Annotated in this window: 20 protein-coding genes and 1 pseudogene; 11 read left to right on the forward strand and 10 right to left on the reverse strand. The window is 50.8% G+C overall.

Annotated elements, in window-relative coordinates; translation table 11 throughout:
* Positions 1–289: pseudogene (locus tag JW499_RS19545) on the reverse strand (isocitrate lyase); the annotation flags it as partial.
* A gap of 164 nt (positions 290–453) precedes the next feature.
* On the opposite strand from JW499_RS19545, the gene JW499_RS19550 reads away from it, so the two are divergent.
* From JW499_RS19550 to JW499_RS19570, 5 genes are all read left to right on the forward strand, one after another.
* Positions 454–1386: a LysR family transcriptional regulator gene (locus JW499_RS19550; protein WP_205212166.1), complete on the forward strand. Its 933-nt coding sequence runs from the start codon at positions 454–456 to the stop codon at positions 1384–1386.
* A gap of 193 nt (positions 1387–1579) precedes the next feature.
* Positions 1580–1894: a YbjQ family protein gene (locus JW499_RS19555; RefSeq protein WP_205212167.1), complete on the forward strand. Its 315-nt coding sequence runs from the start codon at positions 1580–1582 to the stop codon at positions 1892–1894.
* Between the two features lie 5 nt (positions 1895–1899).
* Positions 1900–2361, forward strand: coding sequence for a YbjQ family protein (locus JW499_RS19560; protein ID WP_205212168.1), 462 nt, complete (start codon positions 1900–1902; stop codon positions 2359–2361).
* Positions 2351–3211 carry a M48 family metallopeptidase gene (locus JW499_RS19565; protein ID WP_205212169.1) on the forward strand — a complete coding sequence of 287 codons (861 nt, stop codon included), beginning with the start codon at positions 2351–2353 and terminating at the stop codon, positions 3209–3211. Before JW499_RS19560 ends, JW499_RS19565 begins: the two co-directional genes overlap by 11 nt.
* Before the next feature lie 281 nt (positions 3212–3492).
* A complete protein-coding gene (locus JW499_RS19570; protein WP_205212170.1) occupies positions 3493–4011 on the forward strand; it encodes a P-loop NTPase family protein in 519 nt (172 codons plus the stop codon).
* Positions 4012–4198: 187 nt separating this feature from the next.
* On the opposite strand, the gene JW499_RS19575 is transcribed toward JW499_RS19570, so the two are convergent.
* From JW499_RS19575 to JW499_RS19585, 3 genes are all read right to left on the reverse strand, one after another.
* Positions 4199–5458 carry a serine hydrolase domain-containing protein gene (locus JW499_RS19575; protein WP_232846531.1) on the reverse strand — a complete coding sequence of 420 codons (1260 nt, stop codon included), beginning with the start codon at positions 5456–5458 and terminating at the stop codon, positions 4199–4201.
* A gap of 228 nt (positions 5459–5686) precedes the next feature.
* The gene (gene katG / locus JW499_RS19580) at positions 5687–7900 is read right to left on the reverse strand and encodes a catalase/peroxidase HPI (RefSeq protein ID WP_205212172.1); all 2214 of its coding nucleotides are present in this window, start codon (positions 7898–7900) and stop codon (positions 5687–5689) included.
* 459 nt (positions 7901–8359) lie between these two features.
* Positions 8360–9229, reverse strand: coding sequence for an NHL repeat-containing protein (locus tag JW499_RS19585; RefSeq protein WP_205212173.1), 870 nt, complete (start codon positions 9227–9229; stop codon positions 8360–8362).
* Between the two features lie 107 nt (positions 9230–9336).
* On the opposite strand from JW499_RS19585, the gene JW499_RS19590 reads away from it, so the two are divergent.
* The 3 genes from JW499_RS19590 (at position 9337) to JW499_RS19600 (ending at position 12724) form a co-directional block, all read left to right on the forward strand.
* The gene (locus JW499_RS19590) at positions 9337–10137 is read left to right on the forward strand and encodes a helix-turn-helix domain-containing protein (RefSeq protein WP_205212174.1); all 801 of its coding nucleotides are present in this window, start codon (positions 9337–9339) and stop codon (positions 10135–10137) included.
* A gap of 265 nt (positions 10138–10402) precedes the next feature.
* Complete coding sequence (gene nosP / locus JW499_RS19595; RefSeq protein ID WP_205212175.1) at positions 10403–11554, forward strand: nitric oxide-sensing protein NosP; 1152 nt, start codon at positions 10403–10405, stop codon at positions 11552–11554.
* A gap of 9 nt (positions 11555–11563) precedes the next feature.
* Positions 11564–12724 carry a diguanylate cyclase domain-containing protein gene (locus JW499_RS19600; RefSeq protein WP_205212176.1) on the forward strand — a complete coding sequence of 387 codons (1161 nt, stop codon included), beginning with the start codon at positions 11564–11566 and terminating at the stop codon, positions 12722–12724.
* A gap of 77 nt (positions 12725–12801) precedes the next feature.
* Here JW499_RS19600 and JW499_RS19605 read toward each other — a convergent pair whose 3' ends face one another.
* The 3 genes from JW499_RS19605 to JW499_RS19615 all read right to left on the reverse strand — a co-directional run bounded on the left by JW499_RS19605 (position 12802) and on the right by JW499_RS19615 (position 15579).
* Positions 12802–14025 (reverse strand): NAD(P)/FAD-dependent oxidoreductase, encoded by a 1224-nt coding sequence (locus JW499_RS19605; RefSeq protein ID WP_205212177.1) that lies wholly within the window; start codon positions 14023–14025, stop codon positions 12802–12804.
* The gene (locus JW499_RS19610) at positions 14025–14348 is read right to left on the reverse strand and encodes a 2Fe-2S iron-sulfur cluster-binding protein (protein WP_205212178.1); all 324 of its coding nucleotides are present in this window, start codon (positions 14346–14348) and stop codon (positions 14025–14027) included. The genes JW499_RS19605 and JW499_RS19610 overlap by 1 nt, the downstream gene beginning before the upstream one ends.
* Positions 14349–14418: 70 nt before the next feature.
* On the reverse strand, positions 14419–15579 hold the full coding sequence (locus JW499_RS19615) for a cytochrome P450 (protein ID WP_205212179.1): 1161 nt from the start codon (positions 15577–15579) through the stop codon (positions 14419–14421).
* 148 nt (positions 15580–15727) lie between these two features.
* On the opposite strand from JW499_RS19615, the gene JW499_RS19620 reads away from it, so the two are divergent.
* On the forward strand, positions 15728–16639 hold the full coding sequence (locus JW499_RS19620; protein ID WP_205212180.1) for a helix-turn-helix domain-containing protein: 912 nt from the start codon (positions 15728–15730) through the stop codon (positions 16637–16639).
* 24 nt (positions 16640–16663) lie between these two features.
* Here the strand turns inward: JW499_RS19620 and nhaD are convergent, their stop codons facing one another.
* The gene (gene nhaD, locus JW499_RS19625) at positions 16664–17899 is read right to left on the reverse strand and encodes a sodium:proton antiporter NhaD (RefSeq protein WP_205212181.1); all 1236 of its coding nucleotides are present in this window, start codon (positions 17897–17899) and stop codon (positions 16664–16666) included.
* A 164-nt stretch (positions 17900–18063) separates the two neighbouring features.
* Positions 18064–18966: an AraC family transcriptional regulator gene (locus JW499_RS19630; RefSeq protein ID WP_205212182.1), complete on the reverse strand. Its 903-nt coding sequence runs from the start codon at positions 18964–18966 to the stop codon at positions 18064–18066.
* Between the two features lie 142 nt (positions 18967–19108).
* Between JW499_RS19630 and JW499_RS19635 the strand changes: the two genes are divergently transcribed.
* Both JW499_RS19635 and JW499_RS19640 read left to right on the forward strand, forming a co-directional pair.
* Positions 19109–19990 carry a nuclear transport factor 2 family protein gene (locus tag JW499_RS19635; protein WP_232846532.1) on the forward strand — a complete coding sequence of 294 codons (882 nt, stop codon included), beginning with the start codon at positions 19109–19111 and terminating at the stop codon, positions 19988–19990.
* Between the two features lie 129 nt (positions 19991–20119).
* On the forward strand, positions 20120–21553 hold the full coding sequence (locus JW499_RS19640) for an aldehyde dehydrogenase family protein (protein WP_205212183.1): 1434 nt from the start codon (positions 20120–20122) through the stop codon (positions 21551–21553).
* Between the two features lie 90 nt (positions 21554–21643).
* Here the strand turns inward: JW499_RS19640 and JW499_RS19645 are convergent, their stop codons facing one another.
* Positions 21644–22720 carry an FUSC family protein gene (locus tag JW499_RS19645; protein WP_232846533.1) on the reverse strand — a complete coding sequence of 359 codons (1077 nt, stop codon included), beginning with the start codon at positions 22718–22720 and terminating at the stop codon, positions 21644–21646.
* Positions 22721–22843 lie beyond the last annotated feature (123 nt).

Raw genomic sequence — 22843 nt, forward strand, 5'->3', positions numbered from 1 at the left:
ATTTACGGTCGGTGCTGTTGAAGTGCTTCTTAATAGAGATCATTTTTTGCTGACCGATAAAGCCGTGCCAGCAGCCCAGAGACTGAGTGTACTGAGAAGAGTCGTTATCGTAACGCTCCATGTCTTTACGCATGATAGCGGCGGTGTATTTAGCGATATCCAGACCGGTTTTAAACTTGTTCTGTGCACGCATACGGGCAGCGTATTCAGGGTTGATCGCGTTCCAGGCAGACCCGTAGGTCTCTTTCAGCGCGGCAACTGTTTCGATATCTTTATTCAGAGTAGACATGGTATTTCCTTCTCTCGTTCATTTGGCAGCTATGTGTGCTGCTCTGTTATTTGGTATGAAATCTATTCTAGGCTGGCGGTTAACATAAAGGAAATAAATGGTTATTATATGGAGTATTCACGTCATGAATGAATATGGTAACACTCAGTAATAATGGGCTTTGTATGAATCTTGATCGGATCGATCTGAACCTTCTGGTATACCTTGATGTGCTGCTTCGGGAGCGCAATGTCACCCGTTCGGCCAGTTTGCTGGGAATCACTCAGCCAGCCATGAGTAATGGTTTGCGTCGTCTGAGAGAGACTCTGGGCGACCCGTTGTTGGTTCGCACCAGTGAAGGAATGGCCCCAACGGAAAGGGCTCAGGCGCTGCAACCCTTGCTGCGCCAGATACTGTCCTCCGTGGAGCAGGTTATCGAACCCAGCAGTGCTTTCGACGCCAGCACCAGTGACCGGGTATTCCGGATTATGACCAGTGACTATGGTGAGTCAACACTGCTGCCCCGGCTGCTTAATCGGTTGCGTAAGCAGGCTCCTAATGTCGTGCTTGATATCATGACCCCCAGTGATATGAGTTTTACTGAAGTTGAACAGGGGTTGGTGGATCTGGTGATTAACCGGTTTGATACGATGCCGCAGGCGTTTCATCAGAAAACGTTGTGGACCGATGGTTTTTCCTGCCTGTTTGCTGTTGATAACCCCATATCCCATAACTTTTGTCTTGAAACCTATCTTCAGGCCAGACACGTCTGGGTGAGTAAGACCGGTATGGGGGCTGGGATGGGACTGACCCCGAAAGATATAAAACGTTTAGGCTGGGTTGATGAGGCGCTGGAAAAGGAGGGGCATCAGCGGCAGATTACGGTTTTTACCCGGCATTATCAGTCTGCGGTGTTGATGGCACAACAGAAGGGATTGGTCGCTACCGTTCCCACCCGTGCTGCGACCGCACACTCTGATAATCCTCGCCTGATCATCAAAAAACCACCGTTCCATATTCCTGATTTCGAACTGAAGATGGCCTGGAGTCCGCTGCTCCAGCACAATGTTGCCCATCAGTGGCTGCGCAATCTGATTGCGGACGTGGCCGCGACATAGCAACGGCTCTGCTGCACACAGAGGGAGGGGCGCTGTTATTCTATAGGGGCAATGTCTGACGCCTGCCGGTAGCGCCGGTGTTTAAATGGAGAGTTATGGATTTTGCGGCATATATAAATGGCAGGTTAGCCTATATAATTTTATCCAGGCTCACACAGGGCGCACACTTCGGTTAACAGAAAAGGAGATCAGGATGCTGATCAGTAATATGGAGATACTGCCGGGAAAAGAGGTTAAAACCCATCTCGGTCTGGTGCAGGGTAGTTCGGTACGGGCCAAGCATGTCGGGCGCGATATTATGGCGGGACTGAAGAATATTTTCGGTGGCGAGTTGAAAGGCTATACCGAATTGCTGCAGGAGTCCCGTGATGAGGCGATGGCGCGGATGAAACAGCAGGCCGAGTCGATCGGAGCGAATGCGATACTCAATGTCCGCTTTTCTACCTCCTCAGTCGCTCAGGGAGCTGCCGAGATCTATGTTTATGGTTCAGCGGTTATTCTGGAGTAATCCTGATGACGAATCTGATCATATTTCTGGTGCTGATGACGCTGGGTTATCTGGTCGGTCAGATGGCGGAGAAAAAGCACTATAAATCTATCATTCAGCGTGAAAAACAACTGAGAGAGTTGCCGACAATTGCCAGCCGTTTTCCTCCCACCGATAAGCTGTTTGATCAACACCTGGTGATGGGCAATACAGTTATCTCGGTAGATTATTTCAAACGGTTTATCGCCGCGCTGCGTAACCTTCTCGGAGGCAGGGTGACCTCCTATGAGTCACTACTCGATCGTGCCCGCCGTGAGTCTCTGTTGCGGATGAAACAGCAGGCTGACGCGATGGGGGCAGAGTATGTGTTTAACGTAAAATACGAAACTGCTTCCATTTCTAAAGGACGCAAAAACGCAATCGGTTCGGTAGAGGTGCTTGCCTATGGCACAGCACTGATCGCATCTGGGTCGGGCAATGAAGTTTGAGCATCGGGAGATTCCGGAGGGGATCAATGTCACCGATGTGCACCCTCTGAAGGAGTTGGCAGTCCTGCTGACGGGGGCTGCCATTTTAATTGTTGCCGTGGTCTATATTTTGGGGTTGTCCGCTGGCTTTCTCGCACCCTATATCCCTTTTGCAACAGAGCAGCGGCTGGTTGCCTCAGCTTCCTATGCGATTGAGCCACATACAGATACTGACGCAGAGCGCTATCTGCAGCAGGTGACTGATCGGGTCGTTAAGGTGATGGACCTGCCTGAAGAGATCGACATAACCCTGCATTATTCCGCCGGCGATACAGTCAATGCGTTTGCCACCCTGGGAGGCAATGTCGTGGTGTTCAGAGGTTTGTTGGCAAAGCTCCCCAATGAGAACGCGCTGGCGATGCTGCTGGCTCATGAAATTGCCCATGTAAAGCACCGGGACCCGATTGTCAGTCTGACCCGGGGGGTGACTATCAGCACTGCTTTAGGCGTATTGCTGGGCTTCAGTGATCTGGATCTGATGGGGGAGGCGGGTGTCTATACCATGTTGCACTTCAGTCGGGTGATGGAGCAGAAGGCGGATACTGAAGCGCTACAAGCGGTGTACAAACTCTACGGACACACTCAGGGAGCGACCGATCTGTTTCAGGTGATCCATGACTGGCATCAGAGATCGGGCAGTGGCGAAGGGGTCGAATTTATGCAATCCCATCCATTGGACCAGAACCGGATCAAAAACCTGAATGCCTTGGCCTCCTCGAATGAATGGCCGCAAGCAGGGGGGATTACAGCTTTACCTCAGTCTTTTCTCGATGGGCTTAAACAGAGCTCAAATGATATTCAGGATGAATAGTCGCGACTACCTTTCGCTCTGGAGTTGTTGTTTTGATTCCCGCTCCATTATGACTAAGCCATGATTTTTCTGGTATGTGCGTTCTGGCAGCGTTTGACAATCCTCTTCCCATATATGACGATAAGCCCATGAAAACAAATCCTAAGCAGCAATCAGTACGAATTATCATCATTCCTTAGGAATGGTGGGCTTGTTGTTGCGCGTTTAAAGTGTCAAACCCACCCCTCAGAGGTGGGTTTTCTGTTTCTGCCTCATGGGGATAATTCATTTTAGGAGGCAGTGTGAAAAAAGTTGCAGTGTTTGGTAAGCCAGGCAGTGGTAAATCCACGTTAAGCAGAGCGCTGGCGTCAGTGACCGGTATACCGCTACACCCACTGGATTCGATGGTGTATCAGAAGAACGGTGAACTGGTGGAGCGCAAGCTGTTCGATGAGGCGCATGAAAGAGTCCTCTCATCTGATCGCTGGATCGTCGATGGCTTTGGTCCGCTGGAGTCGTTTTATAAGCGTCTTGAATCCGCTGATACCCTGATCTATATCGATCTGCCCTATCGGACCAGTTACTGGCTGGTGACAAAACGACTTTTAAAAGGCCTGATGGTGACGCCGGAGGGCTGGCCCGAGGGCAGTTCCGTATTCAGGGGATCAATGCAAAGCTATAAAGTACTGCGGTTGTGTCCCAGATTCTGGAACGAGGCGTTTATGGGCAGGCTGGAAACCTTATCGGCTGAAAAGACGCTGTATGTGATCCGTTCCGTTGCTGAACTCAATAGTTTTGTGCCTGAGCATATCAGCGAGTAGTACCGCATGGACGAGTTACAACAACGTCAGGTTTGAGACGCTAGCCGCGCCGGCTTTGTGTAATCAAATAGTCTGGAGGTTAATGGACTCCGCACGGATGAAATTGGCGGCAGTTGTCGGTGCCCCTAACGGTTGTTATAACCGACAATACCGCCTCTTAATCCTGTTGATGTTTCAGGTTAACCGTTTATTCCGCTTTCCAGGCGGCGGCTGCAGCAAAAAATGAAAATGTTTCATTGGTCAGTTGGGTGTCGTCCCCTGGTGGAAAATAGCTTAGCTTGACGATTACGGTGTTGCTGGCCGGGTCAACGAAGATAAACTGTCCCTGTAAACCAATCGCTGAATAGGCGTCGCTGTCAGCAACTGTCCACCACTGGTAACCATAACCACCGGGGCCGCCATCTCGGTCTTCAGGGCCTACCGATTGTGTCGAAAGTCTGACCCACTCTGGTGAGACGATCTGTTTGCCGTTGATACGTCCCTCTTGCAGCATCATCTTGCCAATACGGGCATAGTCTCTCATCGTTGCATTGTAGCCAGCGCCATTGAACTCCCGTCCTACACCTGGCTGTCCATCCATGATAAAGAACCCGTCAGACTCTGCGCCCAGTGGTTCCCACAGGTGTCTGGTCATATAAGAGGCGATGGTACCGCCGTCTGAAACCCGTTCGATCAGAAGGCCCAGGACTGCGGTATCAATGGTTTTATAAGCAAATACTTCGCCCGGCTTATGGGCGCGTTTGATGGTTTTGGCCGGTTCGACGAAGCGGGCAACATTCTTCACCAGTGCGAGAATATGGTTGCGGGCCGCCAGGCCGGGGTTTTCGAAGTCATACCGCTCTTCATAATCGACACCGGAACGCATGCCCAGTACCTGACGAATCGTTACACCGTTGTAGGCCCCCTGTTTCAACTCTGGCAGGTAGGTGGTGATATCATCATCCAGCGACTGTATACGACCCTCTTCAAGGGCACAACCGATCAGGATCGAGGTCAGCGATTTCGTCATCGACCAGCCCATGAAGCGGGTCTGAGCATCACTGTTATTGCGATAGTTCTCATAGACGATATTACCGTCTTTCATTATCAGCAGAGCATTGGTGTAGGTTCGGTCGAGAAACTGTTCCGGAGTATAGCTTTTTCCATCAAACTGATAGCTGAAGCTGAGTGATTTATCGGTGCGGGTCAGCGGGCTGGGGGTGCCTGAATGGGGGACCTTGCGGGTCGTAAACAGTGAATCCATACTGCGGAAGGTCAGGGTGTTGAAGTAGGGTTGCAACATCGCCCATCGGGTGTTCTGAACCGCAACCGGCACATCTGATACAGGGCCCACAGCTGCCACCAGTGGGTCAACTGTTGATGCTGCATTCACACTTCCTCCGCTGAACACTGTGGCCATGACGCTGGCACAGGCCAGGGCAGATTTTAACGGGTGTTTTTTACTCATCAGCATATAACTCCTATTGATTATTATATTAGGTCGTTTAACTGATGCTATGGTTGAGCCCTTCGGAAGACCATATCACGTAAGGGGTAGGCGGTAGCCCGTCAGGTGGCGGAGTAGAGGTGGGGCTGTGTTGGAAGGGGGGGGGTAAAAAGGCGCCTCCTGATATCGGGGCGCCTGGTGAGGGGTTGTCAACGTGTGTCTTAAATGTGTTTGTCTTAAATGAGACGTTCAGGCATTCAGATCAAAGCGATCAGCATTCATCACTTTATTCCAGGCTGCCACGAAGTCGGTGACAAACTTCTGCTTCGCATCACTCTGCGCATAGACCTCAGCAATCGCCCGCAGTTGCGAATTAGAACCGAATATCAGATCAACCCGGGTTGCGGTCCACTTAAGTTCGCCACTGTGACGATCATAGCCTTCAAACAGCTCTTCATCCGGAGATGTCGCCTTCCATGTTGTCCCCATATCCAGCAGGTTAACAAAGAAGTCATTGCTCAGGGTTTGTGGCCGCGGGGTGAATACGCCATGCCGGGTGTGGCCGGTATTGATATCCAGCACCCGCAGACCGCCAATCAGTACTGTCATTTCAGGAGCGGTGAGATTGAGCAACTGACTTCTATCGATCAGCAGTTCTTCTGCAGACACGCTGTAGCGGGCTTTCTGGTAGTTTCTGAAGCCGTCGGCGTATGGTTCCAGAGGGGCAAAGGAATCGATATCAGTCTGTTCCTGAGAAGCATCGGCACGCCCGGGTGTAAACAGCACTGTAACCGGCTGGCCAGCATCATTGGCGGCCTGCTCGATAGCGGCAGCGCCTGCCAGAACGATCAGATCGGCAAGAGAGACCTGCTTAGTGTTTCCATGGGTTGCGTTGAAGCGGGACTGAATCTCCTCCAGGGTATCAAGTACCGTGGACAGTTCATCCGGCTGATTAACCTCCCAGTCCTTTTGCGGAGCCAGGCGGATACGCGCTCCGTTGGCCCCGCCGCGCATATCGGATCCCCGGAAGGTGGATGCCGATGCCCAGGCGGTGCCCACCAACTGAGACACAGACAATCCTGATTTCAGGATTTCATCTTTAAGCACCACAATATCCCGGTTGTTGATCAGTCCATGATCAATAGTGGGAAGCGGATCTTGCCAGATCAGCTCTTCGGAGGGCACTTCAGGGCCAAGATAGCGTGATAGGGGGCCCATATCCCGGTGTGTCAGCTTAAACCAGGCGCGGGCGAAAGCGTCGGCAAACTCATCGGGGTTTTTGTGGAAATGTTCAGCGATTCTGCGATATTCAGGGTCTTCCCTTAGCGCCATATCGGCAGTTGACATCATCGGTGCATGCCGTCTGGTTGAATCATGGGCATCGGGCACGGTGTCGGCGGCTGCGGGATCTTTCGGCGTCCACTGCTGGGCGCCTGCCGGGCTCTTGGTGAGTTCCCATTCGTATCCCAGCAGGGTATCAAAATAGCTGTTATCCCACTGAGTTGGCGTTGCAGTCCAGGCGCCTTCAAGGCCGCTGGTGATGGTATCTACTCCTTTACCTGTGCCCATGCTGTTTATCCATCCCAGTCCCTGTTCTGCAATGCCGGCGGCTTCCGGTTCCGGGCCGACATGTTCCGGGTCTCCGGCGCCGTGGGTTTTGCCGAAGGTATGACCACCCGCAGTAAGAGCGACAGTTTCATAGTCGTCCATCGCCATCCGGGCGAACGTTTCGCGGATATCACGGGCTGAGCCCAGTGGATCAGGATCGCCATCCGGGCCTTCCGGGTTAACATAGATCAGCCCCATCTGTACGGCTGCCAGAGGGTTGGCAAGGTCCCACTCGCCGCTGTAACGTCTATTTCCCAGCCATTCCTGCTCGGCACCCCAGTTAACATCCTCCTCGGGTTCCCAGATATCTACGCGACCACCGCCGAAGCCAAAGGTTTTTAACCCCATGGATTCAAGGGCACAGTTACCCGCGAGAATCATCAGGTCGGCCCAGGAGATTTTGTTACCGTACTTCTGCTTAATCGGCCAGAGCAGGCGACGGGCTTTATCCAGGTTGCCGTTGTCCGGCCAGCTGTTGAGTGGTGCAAAGCGTTGCGAGCCAGAACCGGCACCACCCCGGCCATCGCCAATGCGGTAAGTACCAGCACTGTGCCAGGCCATACGGATAAAGAAGGGACCGTAGTGGCCGTAATCGGCGGGCCACCACTCCTGTGAATCAGTCATCAGATCGTACAGGTCCTGTTTCAGCGCGGAGAGATCGAGCTTTTTAAACTCATCAGCATAGGAGAAACTTTCAGCCATTGGGCTGATCTGAGGAGTGTTCTGATGAAGGATCTTCAGGTTGAGTTGATTGGGCCACCAATCCTGATTGGCTGTACCCCGGTCACTAACCTGTGTTTTAGAGCCGTGCATAAAAGGGCACTGGCCTGTCGCTGTTTTGTTATTGTCGCTCATCATCTACTCCTTTATCGATTATCAGTTGAAATCTCTGGAAGGCTAATATCAGATCGGTAAGGTAGAAAGTTTAGTACCATAAGGGGGCTTTTGATCTGTAGATCAGAGTTCACTGAGTCCGGTTTGGCTGCTGGTTTCTGTTTTTCCCGTTGTTAAAAGTTATAGCAGTACCTGTTAAAGAGACTAAATTGCATATTCTCATCGCTACGATAGGTTAGATTTATATTGGTCTGTTCGTGTTGTAAAAGGGGAAGTGAACTGAAGTGTTATGTAGTTTAAGATCGCGATGAATCGGGACAGGAGAGATCGTTTTCATAAAAACGATCTCTCCTTAATGGGCGTGTTGTTTTTTCTGAACATCAATCAAACTGTATTCTTACGGCTTTATAGTCTGATAAACTGTTTAATAACAATTGATTGTATTGGTTAGTTAACGTTAATTATCGATTTGTGGCTTTATTAAGGTTGTATTTTATAAGCCTCAATTCGCTGTGAAAACATCATCGGAATATAGAGGTATTCGCCTTTAGTGGAGATGTCCGCCGCGTGCTTACCGGTCTCCATGAGCAGTTGAACGGTATTGTTTTTGAACTCAAAAATCTTGCCGTTCAGCCAATCACTGATCAGCAGTGAGTCGCCGACAGAGGCGATGCCATCCAGGTTGCCAAACTGCTGGGCTGATTTATAAGGTGACAGGGTGCCGGTCTCGAGGTTGATTGAAACCAGTCCTCCCAGCGTTGCAGTGGAGAAATCCTCTTTCATCCCTTCACCCCAGGTTGCAACGATCAGTGCGCCATCTTTAACGGTCAGTCCGTTCGGGTGAGGCAACTGATCGCTGCTAATCCACTGTGTCAGGGTGTTGTTACGGTAGCGGTAAATGCCGCCTCCGGTCAGGTCACTGATATAGACAATGCCGGCGTCATCGATGGTGATATCATTCAGCATGGTGCTTGTTTCGGCAGTGATGGATCTGATCAGTTTACCTTGTTTGTAATCGATAATATGCAGACGCTGCATATCTGCAACATAGAGATAGTCAGCATCCATCGCCATCCCTTTGGGGGCATCCATTCCATTAACCCATACATGCTGAATGATGCTGCCATCATCAGAAAGCAGGCTGATGTATCCCTTGCTGTTCAGTTCAGTCGGGCTTCCGTTGATATTAGAAACGTATAACAGGGGCTCACCTGGATGGGCCAGCACTGATTCAGGTTGATCAAAGCCACTCTGACTCCAGGCGATTTCAGGTGTTGCAATGGCGGTCTGTGTTGCGCATGACAAAATCGTTACAGTAGAGCAGATCGCTTTTTTGAATACTGAGGTCATAACAAACTCCTTGTGTGAGGTGTTGTGCTATTCTGCTATATTTGATCCTTGATTCTATTGTTTTTAATTAAGGTATCTTTTTCTGATACTTTTCTGGCCGGTTTGGTATGTCTATGACTGATCTCTCTTCTTCCTCTGTACAGCGTGACGCCTGTGTCAGCGGTGATGAACACCAGCAGCGTGAAAATCTGTTTACCCTGCTTAAGCAGGCACTCAAAGCCCGGGGATTCACTTATGCCCGACTGGCTGCAGAGATGAATATGAGCGAGCTGTCTATCAAACGTCTGTTTAAAGAGAAGGATTGCAAGATGAGCCGGCTGCTGGAAGTATGCTCCATCATCGGATTAAGCATCGATGAGCTGATTCAGATGCAGCAACGTTTCAGACATATACCTGAATATTTGCCCGAGTCTGTCGAAGCGGCGCTGGCAGCAGATAAGCAGCTGTTTTTGATATTGATACTGCTGGTCTCTCAGGTTGACATTCCGACCGTTGGCAGTCTGATGGAGGTAGATCAGGCCAGGTTGTATCTGTATCTTCGAGAACTGGAGAAGCTCGGAATTATTGAACTCAGGTCCGGTGTCGGGTTTCGATTCCGTGTTTCTCTGCCAATTCAGTGGCGTATGGGAGGCCAGCTGGCCGATCTGATTAAGGGGATTAATAAGCGTTATATCGCGCACTGCCTTGATCATGAGAAAGATTCTGAATATGCCTTTACAACCGCCAGCCGGCTGATGAGCAAAAGCAGTGTTTTGCAGATACAGAATCATCTGCGAAGAGTACGGGAAGAGTTTGATTACCTCAGCAGTCAGGATCAGATGTTTTATAAAGTTGAAGAGCTGCAGTTTTATAAGCTGGTGTTTGGTATGGGGCCGTTTCCTGTGGATGTGATTCTGGCGGATGAGTAGATATGATGCAGCGAGCAAGACGGATGATTAATAACTGATAGCCTGATCTGGGTCTCATTTTGAGTGCTCTGAAGGGCTACTTAAGCCTGATCGGTGATTTAACTGTATATACTGAAAATGTGTGGGCAGAGATCACATGTCGAAGTGCCTTTAGCAGGCGGGGCGGACATTTTACGCTCCCGGCTTACAGGAATATTCAGGACTTTTCATGCCTGACTTTATAACTGATTTTAATAAGCTGTCAGGATTAAACAGGAGATTCCCTATGCAGAACAACAGCAGTATTCGTTTAGCTCACTCTTGTTTGAGCGATACCTCCGCCGCGGTTGCTGCGTTTTTCGACAAGGTCAGCCAGCCTGATATGGAGTTGGTGTTGTTTTTCTGTTCCAGTGAATATGATCTGGATCTGCTGGCAAAGGAGGTCAACCGGTTGTTTGACGGTGTTCAGGTGGTTGGCTGTACAACGGCGGGGGAGATCGGGCCAGCAGGATATTTGCAACATAGTTTGTCCGGGGTCAGCTTCTCCCGACAACAGTTTACCATTGTCAGTGGTGTGCTGAGCGGGCTGAAGCAGTTTGAACTGAGTCAGGGGCATGACTGTGTTCAGGGGATGCTGCAACAGCTGGAAAGCAAAGTACCGCATGCTGATGGACAGAACAGTTTTGCGTTTATGATGATTGATGGCCTGTCCATGGCCGAAGAGGTGGTCACCCATTCACTGCAACACTCATTAGGGGATATCAGGATGGTTGGCGGATCTGCCGGAGATGATCAGAAGTTTATCTCTTCATCCGTTTTCAGTGATGGTCAGTTTCATGACGACAGTGCGGTGGTGGTCGTGATTAACACGTGCAATCCTTTCACTCTGTTTAAAACCCAGCATTTTGTGTCGAGTAATGAACGACTGGTAGTTACCGAGGCTGATACCACTCAGCGCATAGTGAAAGAGATCAATGGCTTTCCCGCCGCACAAGAGTATTCGCGGCTGGTCGGCGTAGCAGTTAGTGAACTCGACTCGATGCGTTTTGCCGAGTCACCGGTGGTTGTATTGATCGATGGTACCGATTATGTGCGTTCCATCCAGAAAGTTAATGCTGATGGCAGTCTGACTTTTTACTGTGCAATCGAGGAGGGGGTGGTGTTCCGGGTGGCACATGGGGTGAGTCTGGTGAAGAATTTACAGGAAACCTTTGAAACGCTGAATAGCAAAATTGGTCGCCCACAACTGGTGATAGGTTGTGATTGCATTCTGCGCAATCTGGAGGTTCGTCAGCGTGGCCTGCAATCCCAGGTTGAACGTCTGTTTAAAGAAAATAATACCATTGGTTTTAGCAGTTACGGTGAACAGTACGGAGGGGTGCATATCAACCAGACTCTCACGGGGGTAGTGATTGGCGAGGCTGACAATGCTGAATAGAGGGGGCAGATGATGACTGAGCAGTTACCACCTTCTGTTGATGACTTACAGGCAGAGATAAAACGATTAAATAAGATTATTCAATCGTTGATGAACCATGCTGAGCGCAATACCAGTATCAAGGGCTCAGAATTCACTCTGTTTCAAACCGCGATCATGCTTGAAGATCAGGTAAAAGGCCGAACGACTGAGCTGGAAGCTGCCCTTAAAGAAAATGAAAAAATGAACCGGGCTTTGCGGCAAAGTGAAAATAACCAGCGTGTGCTGATTGAAAATGCGCCGGTGAGTATTCATGAAATCGATATGGATGGCCGTATCATTTCCATCAATAAGGCCGGATTATCTATGAACGGGCTAACCGAGGAGGGCGCGATTCTGGGGAGCCCGTACCTCGATCATGTCAGCGTATCTGATCGTGACCGGGTGGCTGGCCTGCTTGAAAAGGCTTACGCCGGTGAAACCAGTCATTTCGAATATGATGCTGTGATAATGAGCGGAAAAACGTTTAAATCCTGCTTTGTACCGATACTCAATAACCAGTCTTCAGTCACCAAAATTATGGGGATCACTGAGGATATTACCGAACGGAAAAAAGCGGAACAGCAGATTCATCACTTTGCATTTAATGATGCATTGACACAACTTCCGAACCGGCGTCTGCTGCACGACAGACTCAGGCTGGCGATTGCTGCGACGTTGCGAAGTGGTATGCATGGTGCGGTTATGTTCCTCGATCTGGATAATTTCAAACCGCTTAATGACACCCATGGACATGAAGCGGGAGACTTGCTGTTAATTGAGGTAGCGCACCGGCTGACCGCTTGCCTCAGGAGCACCGATACCGTGGCACGTATCGGCGGCGATGAGTTTGTGGTGTTGTTGAGCGAACTCCATATGGATATGTCACTGTCCACTGAACAGGCACTACGTGTGGCAGAGAAAATTCGTGCTTCACTGGCGCGTCCTTACATCCTGAAGTGCGATCAGGAAGGGAGGGCTGTGACGATGGAACACCACTGTACTGCAAGTATTGGTTTGACACTGTTTGGTACGAATGAACGTTGTGAAGAGCAAATTCTTAAAGCAGCGGATAAGGCCATGTATCGGGCTAAGGAAACAGGACGAAACAGGGTTTATCTTTCTGAAGTGATAAACAGGTCAGAACAGTAGCAGATACACCTGCTATTCATTGCTGGTGTCAAAACCCGCAACGGCGGGTTTGACCACAGTTCAATCTGCTTCAGACGCTATTTTTTTACCAGACTGTTGAGCTTGAAATTAACATCTTCAATCTGTTCCTGTGTAGGTGACACTCCGGCAGTAATCAGCTTGCGACCAGCCATATGATCGGCAGGGCGGTTGACCGTGTGGATTGCAATCAGTCTGTCATCCCGGAAGAAAAACAGCGAGAACTTGTCATCCTCCTGACTGCCGCGTTGATAGAAGTGAGTGTAACCCTCGTGGACGCCTACCATCTGCAGTTTGATATCGTACTGATCGGACCAGAACCAGGGTACTGAATGGTATCCTGCATCCTGACCGGCGATCACCTGGGCGATCACTTTCGCCTGATCCACGGCATTCTGCACCGATTCCAGGCGGATCTCGCGACCGGTGAAGGGGTTGTTGTAACGGGCGGAATCGCCCGCGGCAAAGATATCCGGGTCGTTGGTACGACACTGGGCATCCACCACCACACCATCGTGACAGAGCAGTTTTGCTTCAACGGCCAGCTCGGTATCGGCGGTGACGCCAATGCCCGCCAGTACGAGTTGAGCGGGCAATAGCGTACCATCTTTCAAACGCACCGCTTCAACATTGCCGTTGCCATCATCGGCGATATGGTCCACTTCTGCTCCAAAGCGGATATCAACGCCATGCTGGTGGTGGATATCGAGCATGTACTGAGACAGTTCAGGGGTGACGGCATTCGCCAGAATGCGCTGACCCCGGACCAGGACAGTGACTTTCTTTCCCAGTTTTGCCGCAGTTGAGGCAAACTCCAGGGCGATAAAACCACCACCGATAATAACGGCGTCTTCCGTCTGGTTGAGGTGAGACTGGATATAGCGGATATCGTCCAGGCTTTTAATGTACCCCACACCGTTCAGAGCCGCGCCGGGCAGGTCAAGCTGCCGCAGCTTTGCTCCAGTTGCCAGCACCAGCTTGTCGTAGCCCAGCGTTTCACTGTTATCCAGCTCAACCTGCTTATCAGCACGATGGATTGCGGTGATCCGATGACCGAGTTTCAAGCCGATGTTGTGGTCATCGTAGTAGCTTTGAGTACGGAACAGCAGAGCCTCTTCGCCGGTGTCGTTGAGCAGATGGCTTTTCGACAGAGGCGGGCGCTGGTAGGGCAGATGGCCTTCACCATCGACCAGGGTAATCTCACCGTCATAGCCTGCGCGTCGCAGTGAATCAGCGCATTGATAGCCAGCATGACCGCCACCCACAATGACCACACCCGTCATTACTCCTGCTCCTCTGGCATATGAATAACGATGCCATCCAGTTCAGCAGAGGCTTTGATCTGGCAGCTGAGGCGGCTGTTAGGTTTACGCTCAGAGGCGGTATCGTCGAGCATCTCATCTTCGTTTTCAGACATCTCGGGCAGCTTTGCCAGCCAGGCGTCATCAACGTAGCAGTGACAGGTGGCGCAGGCGCAGGAACCGCTGCACTCACCTTCAATCCCTTCAACGCCATTCATGACAGCGCCCTGCATGATGGTCATACCTTCGGCCAGCTCCAGCTGAGTAGACTGACCATCAAAACTTACATAATTAACGGTTGGCATAGATACGGTCCTCAAATAGCACCCGCCTCAGTGAGACTGAGGCGGGCTTTTTTTATGATTATATAAAATCTTAGGCTTTAACCTGCAACTCCAGCGGGCTGCGGAAGTTCGTTGATGGCATCCAGCGTAGCTCCTGATCAACCTTCGACAGGTTGGGAAACGCTTTCAACAACTCTTCTACCGCGACTTTACACGCCAGACGGGCGATGGCTGTTCCGAGACAGGCGTGAACCCCGCCACCAAAGCCCAGATGGCCCTTGGGTTTACGGCTGAGGTCATAGACATCCGCATTGGGGAACACCTCCTCATCACGGTTACCTGAGCCGTATGCCAGGATAACAAAATCGCCCGGCTTCATGGTCTGACCATGCAGCGTCGTCTCTTTCATCACACAGCGGCGGAAACGCTGGGCCGAGGTGTTGAAGCGCAGGCTCTCTTCAATCGCATCGGGAATCAGCTCAGGGTTCGCTACCAGTGCTTCACGGACTTCAGGATGATCAGTAATATTCTTGATCAGCATCGTCATAAAGCCAGACAGGGATTCGATACCCGCCATAATCAGCGTGGTTACGGTCAGCAGAATCTCTTCATCCTTCAGTTTGTCGCCATCAATCTCGGAGAGAATGAACTGGCTTAGCAGATCTTCGCCCGGATTTTTCTTGCGCTCCTGTACCAGATTAGCGGCATACTCGCGCATCCACTCGTAAGCGGCCAGATGCTCAGGACCTTTCTGGCGGGTAACCGGATCGGTTTGTACCATCATCACCGCTTTATCCCGAACGATTTCCAGATCGGCGGGTGGCAGGTCAAACAGGTAGACGATCAGATCTACAGTGTACTTTGATGAGAACTCAGCAACGAAATCAAACTGATCACGACCTTTCAGGGCCTCCAGGTGCTTCTGGGCAACGGATTGTGCCGGCGCCATCAGGTGCGCCAGAGCCCGCTTGGTCACCGCTTTCTGGATCAGGGCGCGCAGACGGTCGTGACGGGGTGGATCTGTGGTGCCCAGGGTTGATCCTGCGCGGCCTGGCAGTTCGTTGACCAGGTTGCCTTTAGCTGAGGAGAAAGTCTCCCAGTCATTCAGCGCCATCACAATATCCTTGTGACGGGACAATACCCACATCTCAGCATCCTCGCTCCAGAAGCAGGGGTATTCCGCCCGCAGGGTGGCGTAAGCCGGAAACGGATCAGCATCGATCTCGGGTGAATAGGGGTTAAATCTGAACATTCGCACTCCTCACAATCTTTACGTTGTTGTTATTGGAACTGTATTCAGTGTAGGTGTAATAACCTACTTAAAAAATGGATATTCTGAGCAAAGCATTGTACTTTTATAACAGTTAAACTATCTGTAAATGCATTTAGTGATAGAAGTCATGAATAAAATTAACAGTGATCTTACGGCTGACAGGCTAATCTCGACCTACTCGCTTTATAGTGAAGAGCAATCACTGGGTGATCCGGAATTTATTCATATTGAGGATATCCGCACCCGGGCAGAACTGTTCGACTGGACCATCAATATCCATACCCATCCAAAGATGTTTCAGATTATCTACGTACGTAAAGGCAGCGCCCGAATCCACATCGATGGACTGGAACAGGTGGAGACAGGCCCCTGTCTTATTACTATTCCGGCGGGCGTTGTGCATGGGTTTGAGTTTGATCAGGATGCCACAGAGGGAGCGGTGGTGACGGTGTCGCAACTGCTGATGCTGGACGAGCAGTTTCAGCGGCGATTTCCCTTTAAGGAGGAGCTGCTGAGTAAAGCACTGATTATTCCGTTGTCGGAGAGCGATCCTGATCAGGCACTGATTGATCAGCAGGTCAAAGAGCTGAGACGGGAGTATTTTGACAATCAGCCAGCCAAGGCACTGATGTTTGAGTGGTTGCTGTTCTCGCTGCTGATCCGTATCGGGCGCAAGTTGCACTCGGCCTACAGTCGTTCTGATGTAGGCAGTCGTTATGAGCAGCGCTATAAGGAGTTATGTCAGTTGATTGAGCTGCATTACCGGGATCACCTGTCAGCAAACCAGTATGCCGAGATGCTCAGCACAACACCGATCGGACTCAACCGGGCCTGTGCCGCGGTGGCCGGGAAAAGTGTCAGCGAGCTGTTGCAGGACCGGCTGGTTCTGGAAGCGCAGCGGTTTCTGATCTACACCGCAGCACCGGCTTCGCTGATTGCTTATGATCTGGGATTTAAAGATCCGGCTTACTTTTCCCGTTTCTTTAAAAGAAGAGTCGGGTTGAGCCCGGGGGCGTTCAGAAACCAGCGGGACAGATAGCCCCGCTGGGTTGGTGATGGGTTGTCAGAGCAGTAGTTGCGTCAGCCCCATTACCGCCAGATAACCGCAGGTATAGGCAACCAGCAGCCAGTGAATAAAGCGCAGATAAGAGATAAAGGAGAGCGCTTCAAGCTTACTCAGTGCGATTACACCGGCAGCCGAACCGACAATCAGAATTGAACCGCCAACACCGACCGCATAGGTCAGTCCCAGCCATTCACCCCTGGTCATCGGAATATCTGATTGCAGGATAGCGGCCGTCAGCGGTACGTTATCTACGAATGCCGACAGAATACCGATGATATAGTTGGCTACCACTGCGGGCATCATCGTGTAGAGTTCCGGCAGCAGCTTCAGTATCGACAGCTCTTTCAACATGCCTACCAACAGCAGTACGCCAAGGAAGAACAGCAGAGTATCGAATTCGATCTCACGGACATATTCCAGAACGTTAGGGTTCTGTTCTTTTCTGAAGATAATGCGATGGACGATAAACATCAGCGCCAGACCAAACAGGAAGGTCAGCACTGGTGGCACGGAAAACAGCACGCTCATCGCCAGGGTGCTGATAATGGTCAGCAGGAACAGGGCGGCAATCAGTTTATCGCCAGCAGCGATAGGGCGCTTAAATTTGGGCAGCGTAATTATCTCATTGCTGCCCTGCATCAGAATCAGCGCCAGTATGGCCACCCCGGCGATCGCGGGCAGAATCAGTAGCATCAGGTTGAGGATCGACACCTTACCGTTGAGGAAGATCATCAGGGTGGTCACATCGCCCGTAATCAGCGAGACACCACCGGAGTTAACCGCAAAGACAATCAGCGCGGCGAATTTCAGGGTATCTTTGGTTTCCAGCTTCAGTGAGGCCAGCAGCGAGAGCATGATCAGCGAAGCGGTGATGTTATCCGCCAGGGATGAAAACATCAGGCCCAGCAGGGCGATCAGAATCATCAGTGTGCTGAGTTTAAGCTGGTTTGGCAATAACCGGTATACCAGTTGGGTGATCAGACCTTTTTCGTTGAGGTAGGCTACAAAGGTCATAGCGGCCATCAGGAATAGCCACAGTATAGCGATATCAAGGAGTTGCTCGTTGAGCGCCTCCTGTATTGCCTGAGGTGATTTTTCAGGGAAAACGAAGGCTATAATCCACACCAGCGTACCGATAAACAGCGTCGACTTTGCTTTATTAAGATGAACAACATCTTCAAAGACGATCAGTACAAAGGCGAGGATAATCAGGCCCAGCAACAAGTAGTGCATGGTTATTCTCGTGATCAAAATTTTATAAGGCGGCTATTTTCTACTTTTGTACCGCGCGTTGACAATAGATATAACGCACTAAGGTATAAAAAATTAGGATTACTACTTTTATTTAGGTGCTAAAGGCGTGGGGCAGCCATTTTCAGTCCTTTATTTATGTAAGGTTACTTTCGGATGGCCCTTTGCTGACGAAATAGCAGGGGAGTGACGCCTGCATGACGCCGGAAAAATTTGATGAAATTTGTGGCTTCGGAAAAACCCAGAGCGTGGGAAAGTTCTGCTACCGATAGATCGCTGTGTACTAAGAGGCGTTTGGCTTCCAGCACGATTCTTGAATCAATTACCGCTTTCGCACTACGTCCTTCGACAGAGTGGCTGGCTCTGCTGATAGTACTTTCTGAATACCCCAGCCTGTCGGCATAAAACTTCAGACTATGTTGCTGGGCGAAGTGCTGCTCCAGAAGCGATTGAAATAAACGGTAGGTTTTATAGCCCTGCTGGTGGACAACCACAGGGGGAACAAGATCCCGCTGCCAGCGTGCCAGTCGTAGCAGCAGCGTTTGAAACTGGTGACGAAACAGTGCCTGCTCCAGATCGCTGTTATCGAAGCGGCTGATATCATCCCGCAGCAGTCTGAAGCTGTTACTAAACTCCTTCTGCATGGCCTGATCAAGTGTACTGCAGGTACGCCACTCGAGCCGTTTATAGAGCGCTGCCTCCTTGCTGCTGATCAGCGGGACAGAGCCTGGCAGGGCGGTTGGGTCGATGAGAATAAGCTCGGCTGTAAACGACTGATGCGGATGCCATTGCTGCACCTGTCCCTGCCTGACAACCACCAGAGAACCCGTGCTGAGCTGCCAGTCGGTGAAATCAACGGTATGGACACCCTGTCCGGAAGTGACCAGCATCAACAGTTCAAAATCGACTCTTTCCGGTCTTGAATAGTGGCTATGCGAAAGCTTATTCCGAATATCATCCAGATCAAGTAACTCGATACCCAGTGCATTCAGGCGACTATTGCTGAAGTGCGTCTTTCTGATCATGCTGGCGGGCGGCTGGCTGGACATACAAGTCTGTCTCTGAATAAGCTTTGCTCGATTTTGATCATTATATGGCGATCTGCTACCTCGTTACCAGTCGGTGAAGCCGGGATAATAGGCTCAGGTTTGAGGCAACGTAAAAACATTGTTTATTGAGCAGGAGTTATTTATGAAAACCAGTATCAGGACAGTATTTCACTCAGGCTGTGCAGTGAGTGTGCTGACTGTGGCGATAACTGCCACACCCGCTTTAGCTGCTGATAATAAAGGGGTAGAGAATATGTTACAGAAACAGAAAGTAGTTGAGTTGCTGAAAAGCATTGAAACAGGTGCGCCGGAGCCCATCGCTTATATTAATGCGCACAACTATACCCAGCATAACCTGGCGGTGGCCGACGGTTTAGCAGGTTTTGGGGCAGTGTTGCAGGCCCTGCCTGAAGGAAGTGCGAAGGTCAATACGGTCAGGGTGTTTCAGGACGGTGATTTTGTATTCACCCATACGGACTATAATTTTTTCGGGCCAAAGGTCGGGTTTGATATCTTTCGTTTTGACAACGGCCTGATCGTAGAGCACTGGGATAATCTGGTGCAGAAGGCTGAGCCGAACCCCGGAGGCCGGACCCAGTTGGATGGTGCGACCGGGATCGATACAGCCATCGATACTGAAACGAGTAAAACGCTGGTTGCCGATTTTGTGAAAACCATTCTGATTGAGGGCGATATGGCTAAAATAGGCAACTTTATTGGTCCTGCCGAGGGTGACTATATTCAGCATAACCCGGCCATTGGCGATGGTCTGCAAAATCTTGGGGCCGCACTGGGTGAACTGGCTCGTCAGGGCACGCCGTTGCGTTATACTCAAAACCATAAGATTCTGGGTGAGCATAATTTTGTGCTGGCGGTGAGTGAAGGAGAGTTTCTGGGCAAGCATGTGTCTTTTTATGATCTGTTTCGGGTTGATAACGGGCTGATCGTAGAGCACTGGGATACCATTGAAACGATTCCGCCTGAATCTCAGTGGCAAAACAGCAATGGCAAGTTCGGCCTGTAAGCCGGTCTGAGCGGAGGGGAGCACTCATCATTTTGACAGTAATGGGTGTTACCCCTTGCGCCGGGGTGTTTATCAGCGCTATACCTGTCTCTGTGTTTTTGAAATTTGTACGATAAAGGAAAAGCAAAGATGTCTGATAAACGCCAGTTTTATATTGATGGCCGGTGGACTGCCCCGGCTCAGAGTCATGACTTTGAGGTAATTGACCCATCAACTGAAGCAGTTTGCGCGGTGATCTCACTGGGTGGGGAGGCCGATGCTGACGCGGCGGTAGCCGCAGCCCGGGGGGCTTTTGATCAGTGGAGTCAAACGTCAAAAGAGGAGCGTCTGGCGCTGCTTGAAAAATTGCAGGCAATCTACAATGAACGTTCGCAAGAGATGGCTGAGGCGATCTCTGTGGAGATGGGGGCGCCGGTTGCATTGGCCCGCACCGCGCAGTGCGGTAGTGGTTCCGGACATATCAAAAGTTTGATCCGGGCGTTGAAATCGTATGAGTTTGACCAGCCACTGGGGCCCCACGCACCGGATAACCGTATTCTGCATGAACCCATCGGGGTGTGCGCACTGATAACGCCCTGGAACTGGCCAATGAATCAGGTCACTCTGAAAGTGGTTGCAGCGCTCGCTGCCGGTTGCACCATGGTGTTAAAACCCTCGGAAATTGCACCACTGTCATCGATGCTGTTTGCTGAGATGATCGATCAGGCCGGTTTCCCGCCAGGCGTATTTAACCTGGTGAATGGTGACGGTGCTGGCGTCGGCTCGGCTCTGACAGGGCATCCTGAAGTGGATATGGTCTCTTTTACCGGTTCAACCCGTGCCGGTATCGCTATCTCTAAAAATGCGGCCGATACGGTGAAGCGTGTGGCACTCGAGCTGGGTGGTAAGGGCGCAAACATCGTGTTTGCTGATGCCGACGATAAGGCGGTGGTGCGAGGCGTACGTCACTGTTTTAATAACAGCGGTCAGTCCTGTAATGCACCTACCCGGATGCTGGTGGAGCGTTCCATCTATGATCAGGCGGTAGCGACTGCCGCTGAGATAGCCAGTCAGACCACGATTGATCGTGCCAGTGTCGAGGGCCGGCATATCGGTCCGGTGGTGTCTCAGCAGCAGTATGACAAGATTCAGGGCCTGATCGAAAAAGGTATCGCAGAGGGTGGCCGGCTGGTAGCGGGTGGCCCGGGTAAGCCTGAGGGACTGGAACAAGGTTATTTCGTTAAACCGACCGTGTTTGCCGATATCAATAATCAGATGAGTATCGCCCGGGAGGAGATCTTTGGCCCGGTGCTGACCATTATTCCCTTTGATACAGAGGAGGAAGCTGTCTCGATTGCCAACGATACCCCCTATGGTCTTACTGACTATATTCAGACTCAGGATAGCGAGAAGGCTGCGCGGGTCGCGCGCCGGTTGCGTGCCGGTATGGTGCAGATCAATGGCACGAGCTTAGGTGCCGGGGCACCATTCGGCGGCTATAAACAGTCAGGCAATGGTCGTGAAGGCGGTGTCTGGGGGCTGGAGGATTTCCTGGAAGTGAAGGCTGTCTCCGGCTGGGGCTGATCTGCATCATTTTCTTCATTGCTTAATCAAAGGGGCTGCCAGTGAGGAGCCCCTTTTTAGCTCCGAGGTTTTTTAGCTTTTATCAGTGGGTTACTTCTGGGGTAGCCTTTTTTTGACTGAACGGATAAATTTAGGGTGGTGGATGACCCAGCCACCAGCGAAACCAATCAAACAGCCCAGAATGATATCCAGCAGGCGTGAAAGCATCAGGTGACCGGTGTCTGATCCTGCGATGGTTATATCGGCAAATATCACCGTCAGCGGGGTGATAAATATCACTGCCAGGCCATAGTTCCGGGTTATCAGAATCTCGATAAAAAAGCTGAGTATAAAAATCAGCAGCGCCAGCTCCCATGGGCCGGGGGACAGTAAAAAGATAGCCCACGCGATTCCCATACCAATTGTTGTACCCACTATCCGGTGTACATTACGGTGCCATATCGCCCGAAAAGTGTCGCCTTGCATAATTGCAGCAGTGGATATAGGTACCCAGTACGGATTGTCGAGATCAGCCATGATCGCCAGAAGATAACCACCACCGACAAACAGACTGATCACCAGAGACTCAATTGTGATCGCGATGATGTTATTGTCCACGGCTTCGGTCGGCCGATTGATATAATCTTTCGAAAAAAAGACCTGGCAGACGCTGTAAATGAGTGCGAGCAGGCAGGCGCTCATGGCTCCGAACATCAGAATCCCCGTTCGCTCTGCCGCCAGTGAAAGGTCGAATGGCAGGGTTCTGGCCAGACATGCTACTACGATAAAAAACAGTGTGCCGGGAGGTGGTAAAGCGTAATAGCGACAGATCGTTGTAACCAGAAATGCGGTCAGGGTGAGGGTCGCTGCGGAAAGGTATGGGTTGAAACTTGTTAAAACACCCAGTGCAAAACTCAGGGCAAAGCCGAAGGCGCAGGTTGACAGTATCATCATTCGGCGGGAAATGTCTGTCTGGCGCATGTACAGAATCACCAGCCCTCCCATGCAGGCTAACATGGCCGCTGAAAGCTGATCTATCCAGGCACCAAACAGAGCCGGCAGTGTTACCGAAAAAGCGGAGATCGCCAGAAACCCCAGTGGCCGTTTATGATTGCTGAGCTCTGATAATGGTTTAATCACGTCCCAAAGCTGTAACCACAGGGATTTTACAGGATGATTGCTACTCAAAGGTTGTCCTTAATCTGAACACCATAACTATCTGGCGGATCTTTTGTGGGAAGTACAGATTATCTATGCGCTGTAGATTGATAACTCAGGTAATCAGGTAAGTGTACTGGATAGTAGGGTCGT

The organism is Amphritea pacifica (assembly GCF_016924145.1).
Lineage (GTDB): Bacteria > Pseudomonadota > Gammaproteobacteria > Pseudomonadales > Balneatricaceae > Amphritea > Amphritea pacifica.

Excerpts from the sequence above, each read along its gene's own strand:
- JW499_RS19550 (WP_205212166.1), top strand. The coding sequence starts at position 454 with ATGAATCTTGATCGGATCGATCTGAACCTTCTGGTATACCTTGATGTG.
- JW499_RS19555 (WP_205212167.1), top strand. The coding sequence starts at position 1,580 with ATGCTGATCAGTAATATGGAGATACTGCCGGGAAAAGAGGTTAAAACC.
- JW499_RS19560 (WP_205212168.1), top strand. The coding sequence starts at position 1,900 with ATGACGAATCTGATCATATTTCTGGTGCTGATGACGCTGGGTTATCTG.
- JW499_RS19565 (WP_205212169.1), top strand. The coding sequence starts at position 2,351 with ATGAAGTTTGAGCATCGGGAGATTCCGGAGGGGATCAATGTCACCGAT.
- JW499_RS19575 (WP_232846531.1), bottom strand. The coding sequence starts at position 5,458 with ATGAGTAAAAAACACCCGTTAAAATCTGCCCTGGCCTGTGCCAGCGTC.
- katG (WP_205212172.1), bottom strand. The coding sequence starts at position 7,900 with ATGAGCGACAATAACAAAACAGCGACAGGCCAGTGCCCTTTTATGCAC.
- JW499_RS19585 (WP_205212173.1), bottom strand. The coding sequence starts at position 9,229 with ATGACCTCAGTATTCAAAAAAGCGATCTGCTCTACTGTAACGATTTTG.
- JW499_RS19590 (WP_205212174.1), top strand. The coding sequence starts at position 9,337 with ATGTCTATGACTGATCTCTCTTCTTCCTCTGTACAGCGTGACGCCTGT.
- nosP (WP_205212175.1), top strand. The coding sequence starts at position 10,403 with ATGCAGAACAACAGCAGTATTCGTTTAGCTCACTCTTGTTTGAGCGAT.
- JW499_RS19600 (WP_205212176.1), top strand. The coding sequence starts at position 11,564 with ATGATGACTGAGCAGTTACCACCTTCTGTTGATGACTTACAGGCAGAG.
- JW499_RS19605 (WP_205212177.1), bottom strand. The coding sequence starts at position 14,025 with ATGACGGGTGTGGTCATTGTGGGTGGCGGTCATGCTGGCTATCAATGC.
- JW499_RS19610 (WP_205212178.1), bottom strand. The coding sequence starts at position 14,348 with ATGCCAACCGTTAATTATGTAAGTTTTGATGGTCAGTCTACTCAGCTG.
- JW499_RS19615 (WP_205212179.1), bottom strand. The coding sequence starts at position 15,579 with ATGTTCAGATTTAACCCCTATTCACCCGAGATCGATGCTGATCCGTTT.
- JW499_RS19620 (WP_205212180.1), top strand. The coding sequence starts at position 15,728 with ATGAATAAAATTAACAGTGATCTTACGGCTGACAGGCTAATCTCGACC.
- nhaD (WP_205212181.1), bottom strand. The coding sequence starts at position 17,899 with ATGCACTACTTGTTGCTGGGCCTGATTATCCTCGCCTTTGTACTGATC.
- JW499_RS19630 (WP_205212182.1), bottom strand. The coding sequence starts at position 18,966 with ATGTCCAGCCAGCCGCCCGCCAGCATGATCAGAAAGACGCACTTCAGC.
- JW499_RS19635 (WP_232846532.1), top strand. The coding sequence starts at position 19,109 with ATGAAAACCAGTATCAGGACAGTATTTCACTCAGGCTGTGCAGTGAGT.
- JW499_RS19640 (WP_205212183.1), top strand. The coding sequence starts at position 20,120 with ATGTCTGATAAACGCCAGTTTTATATTGATGGCCGGTGGACTGCCCCG.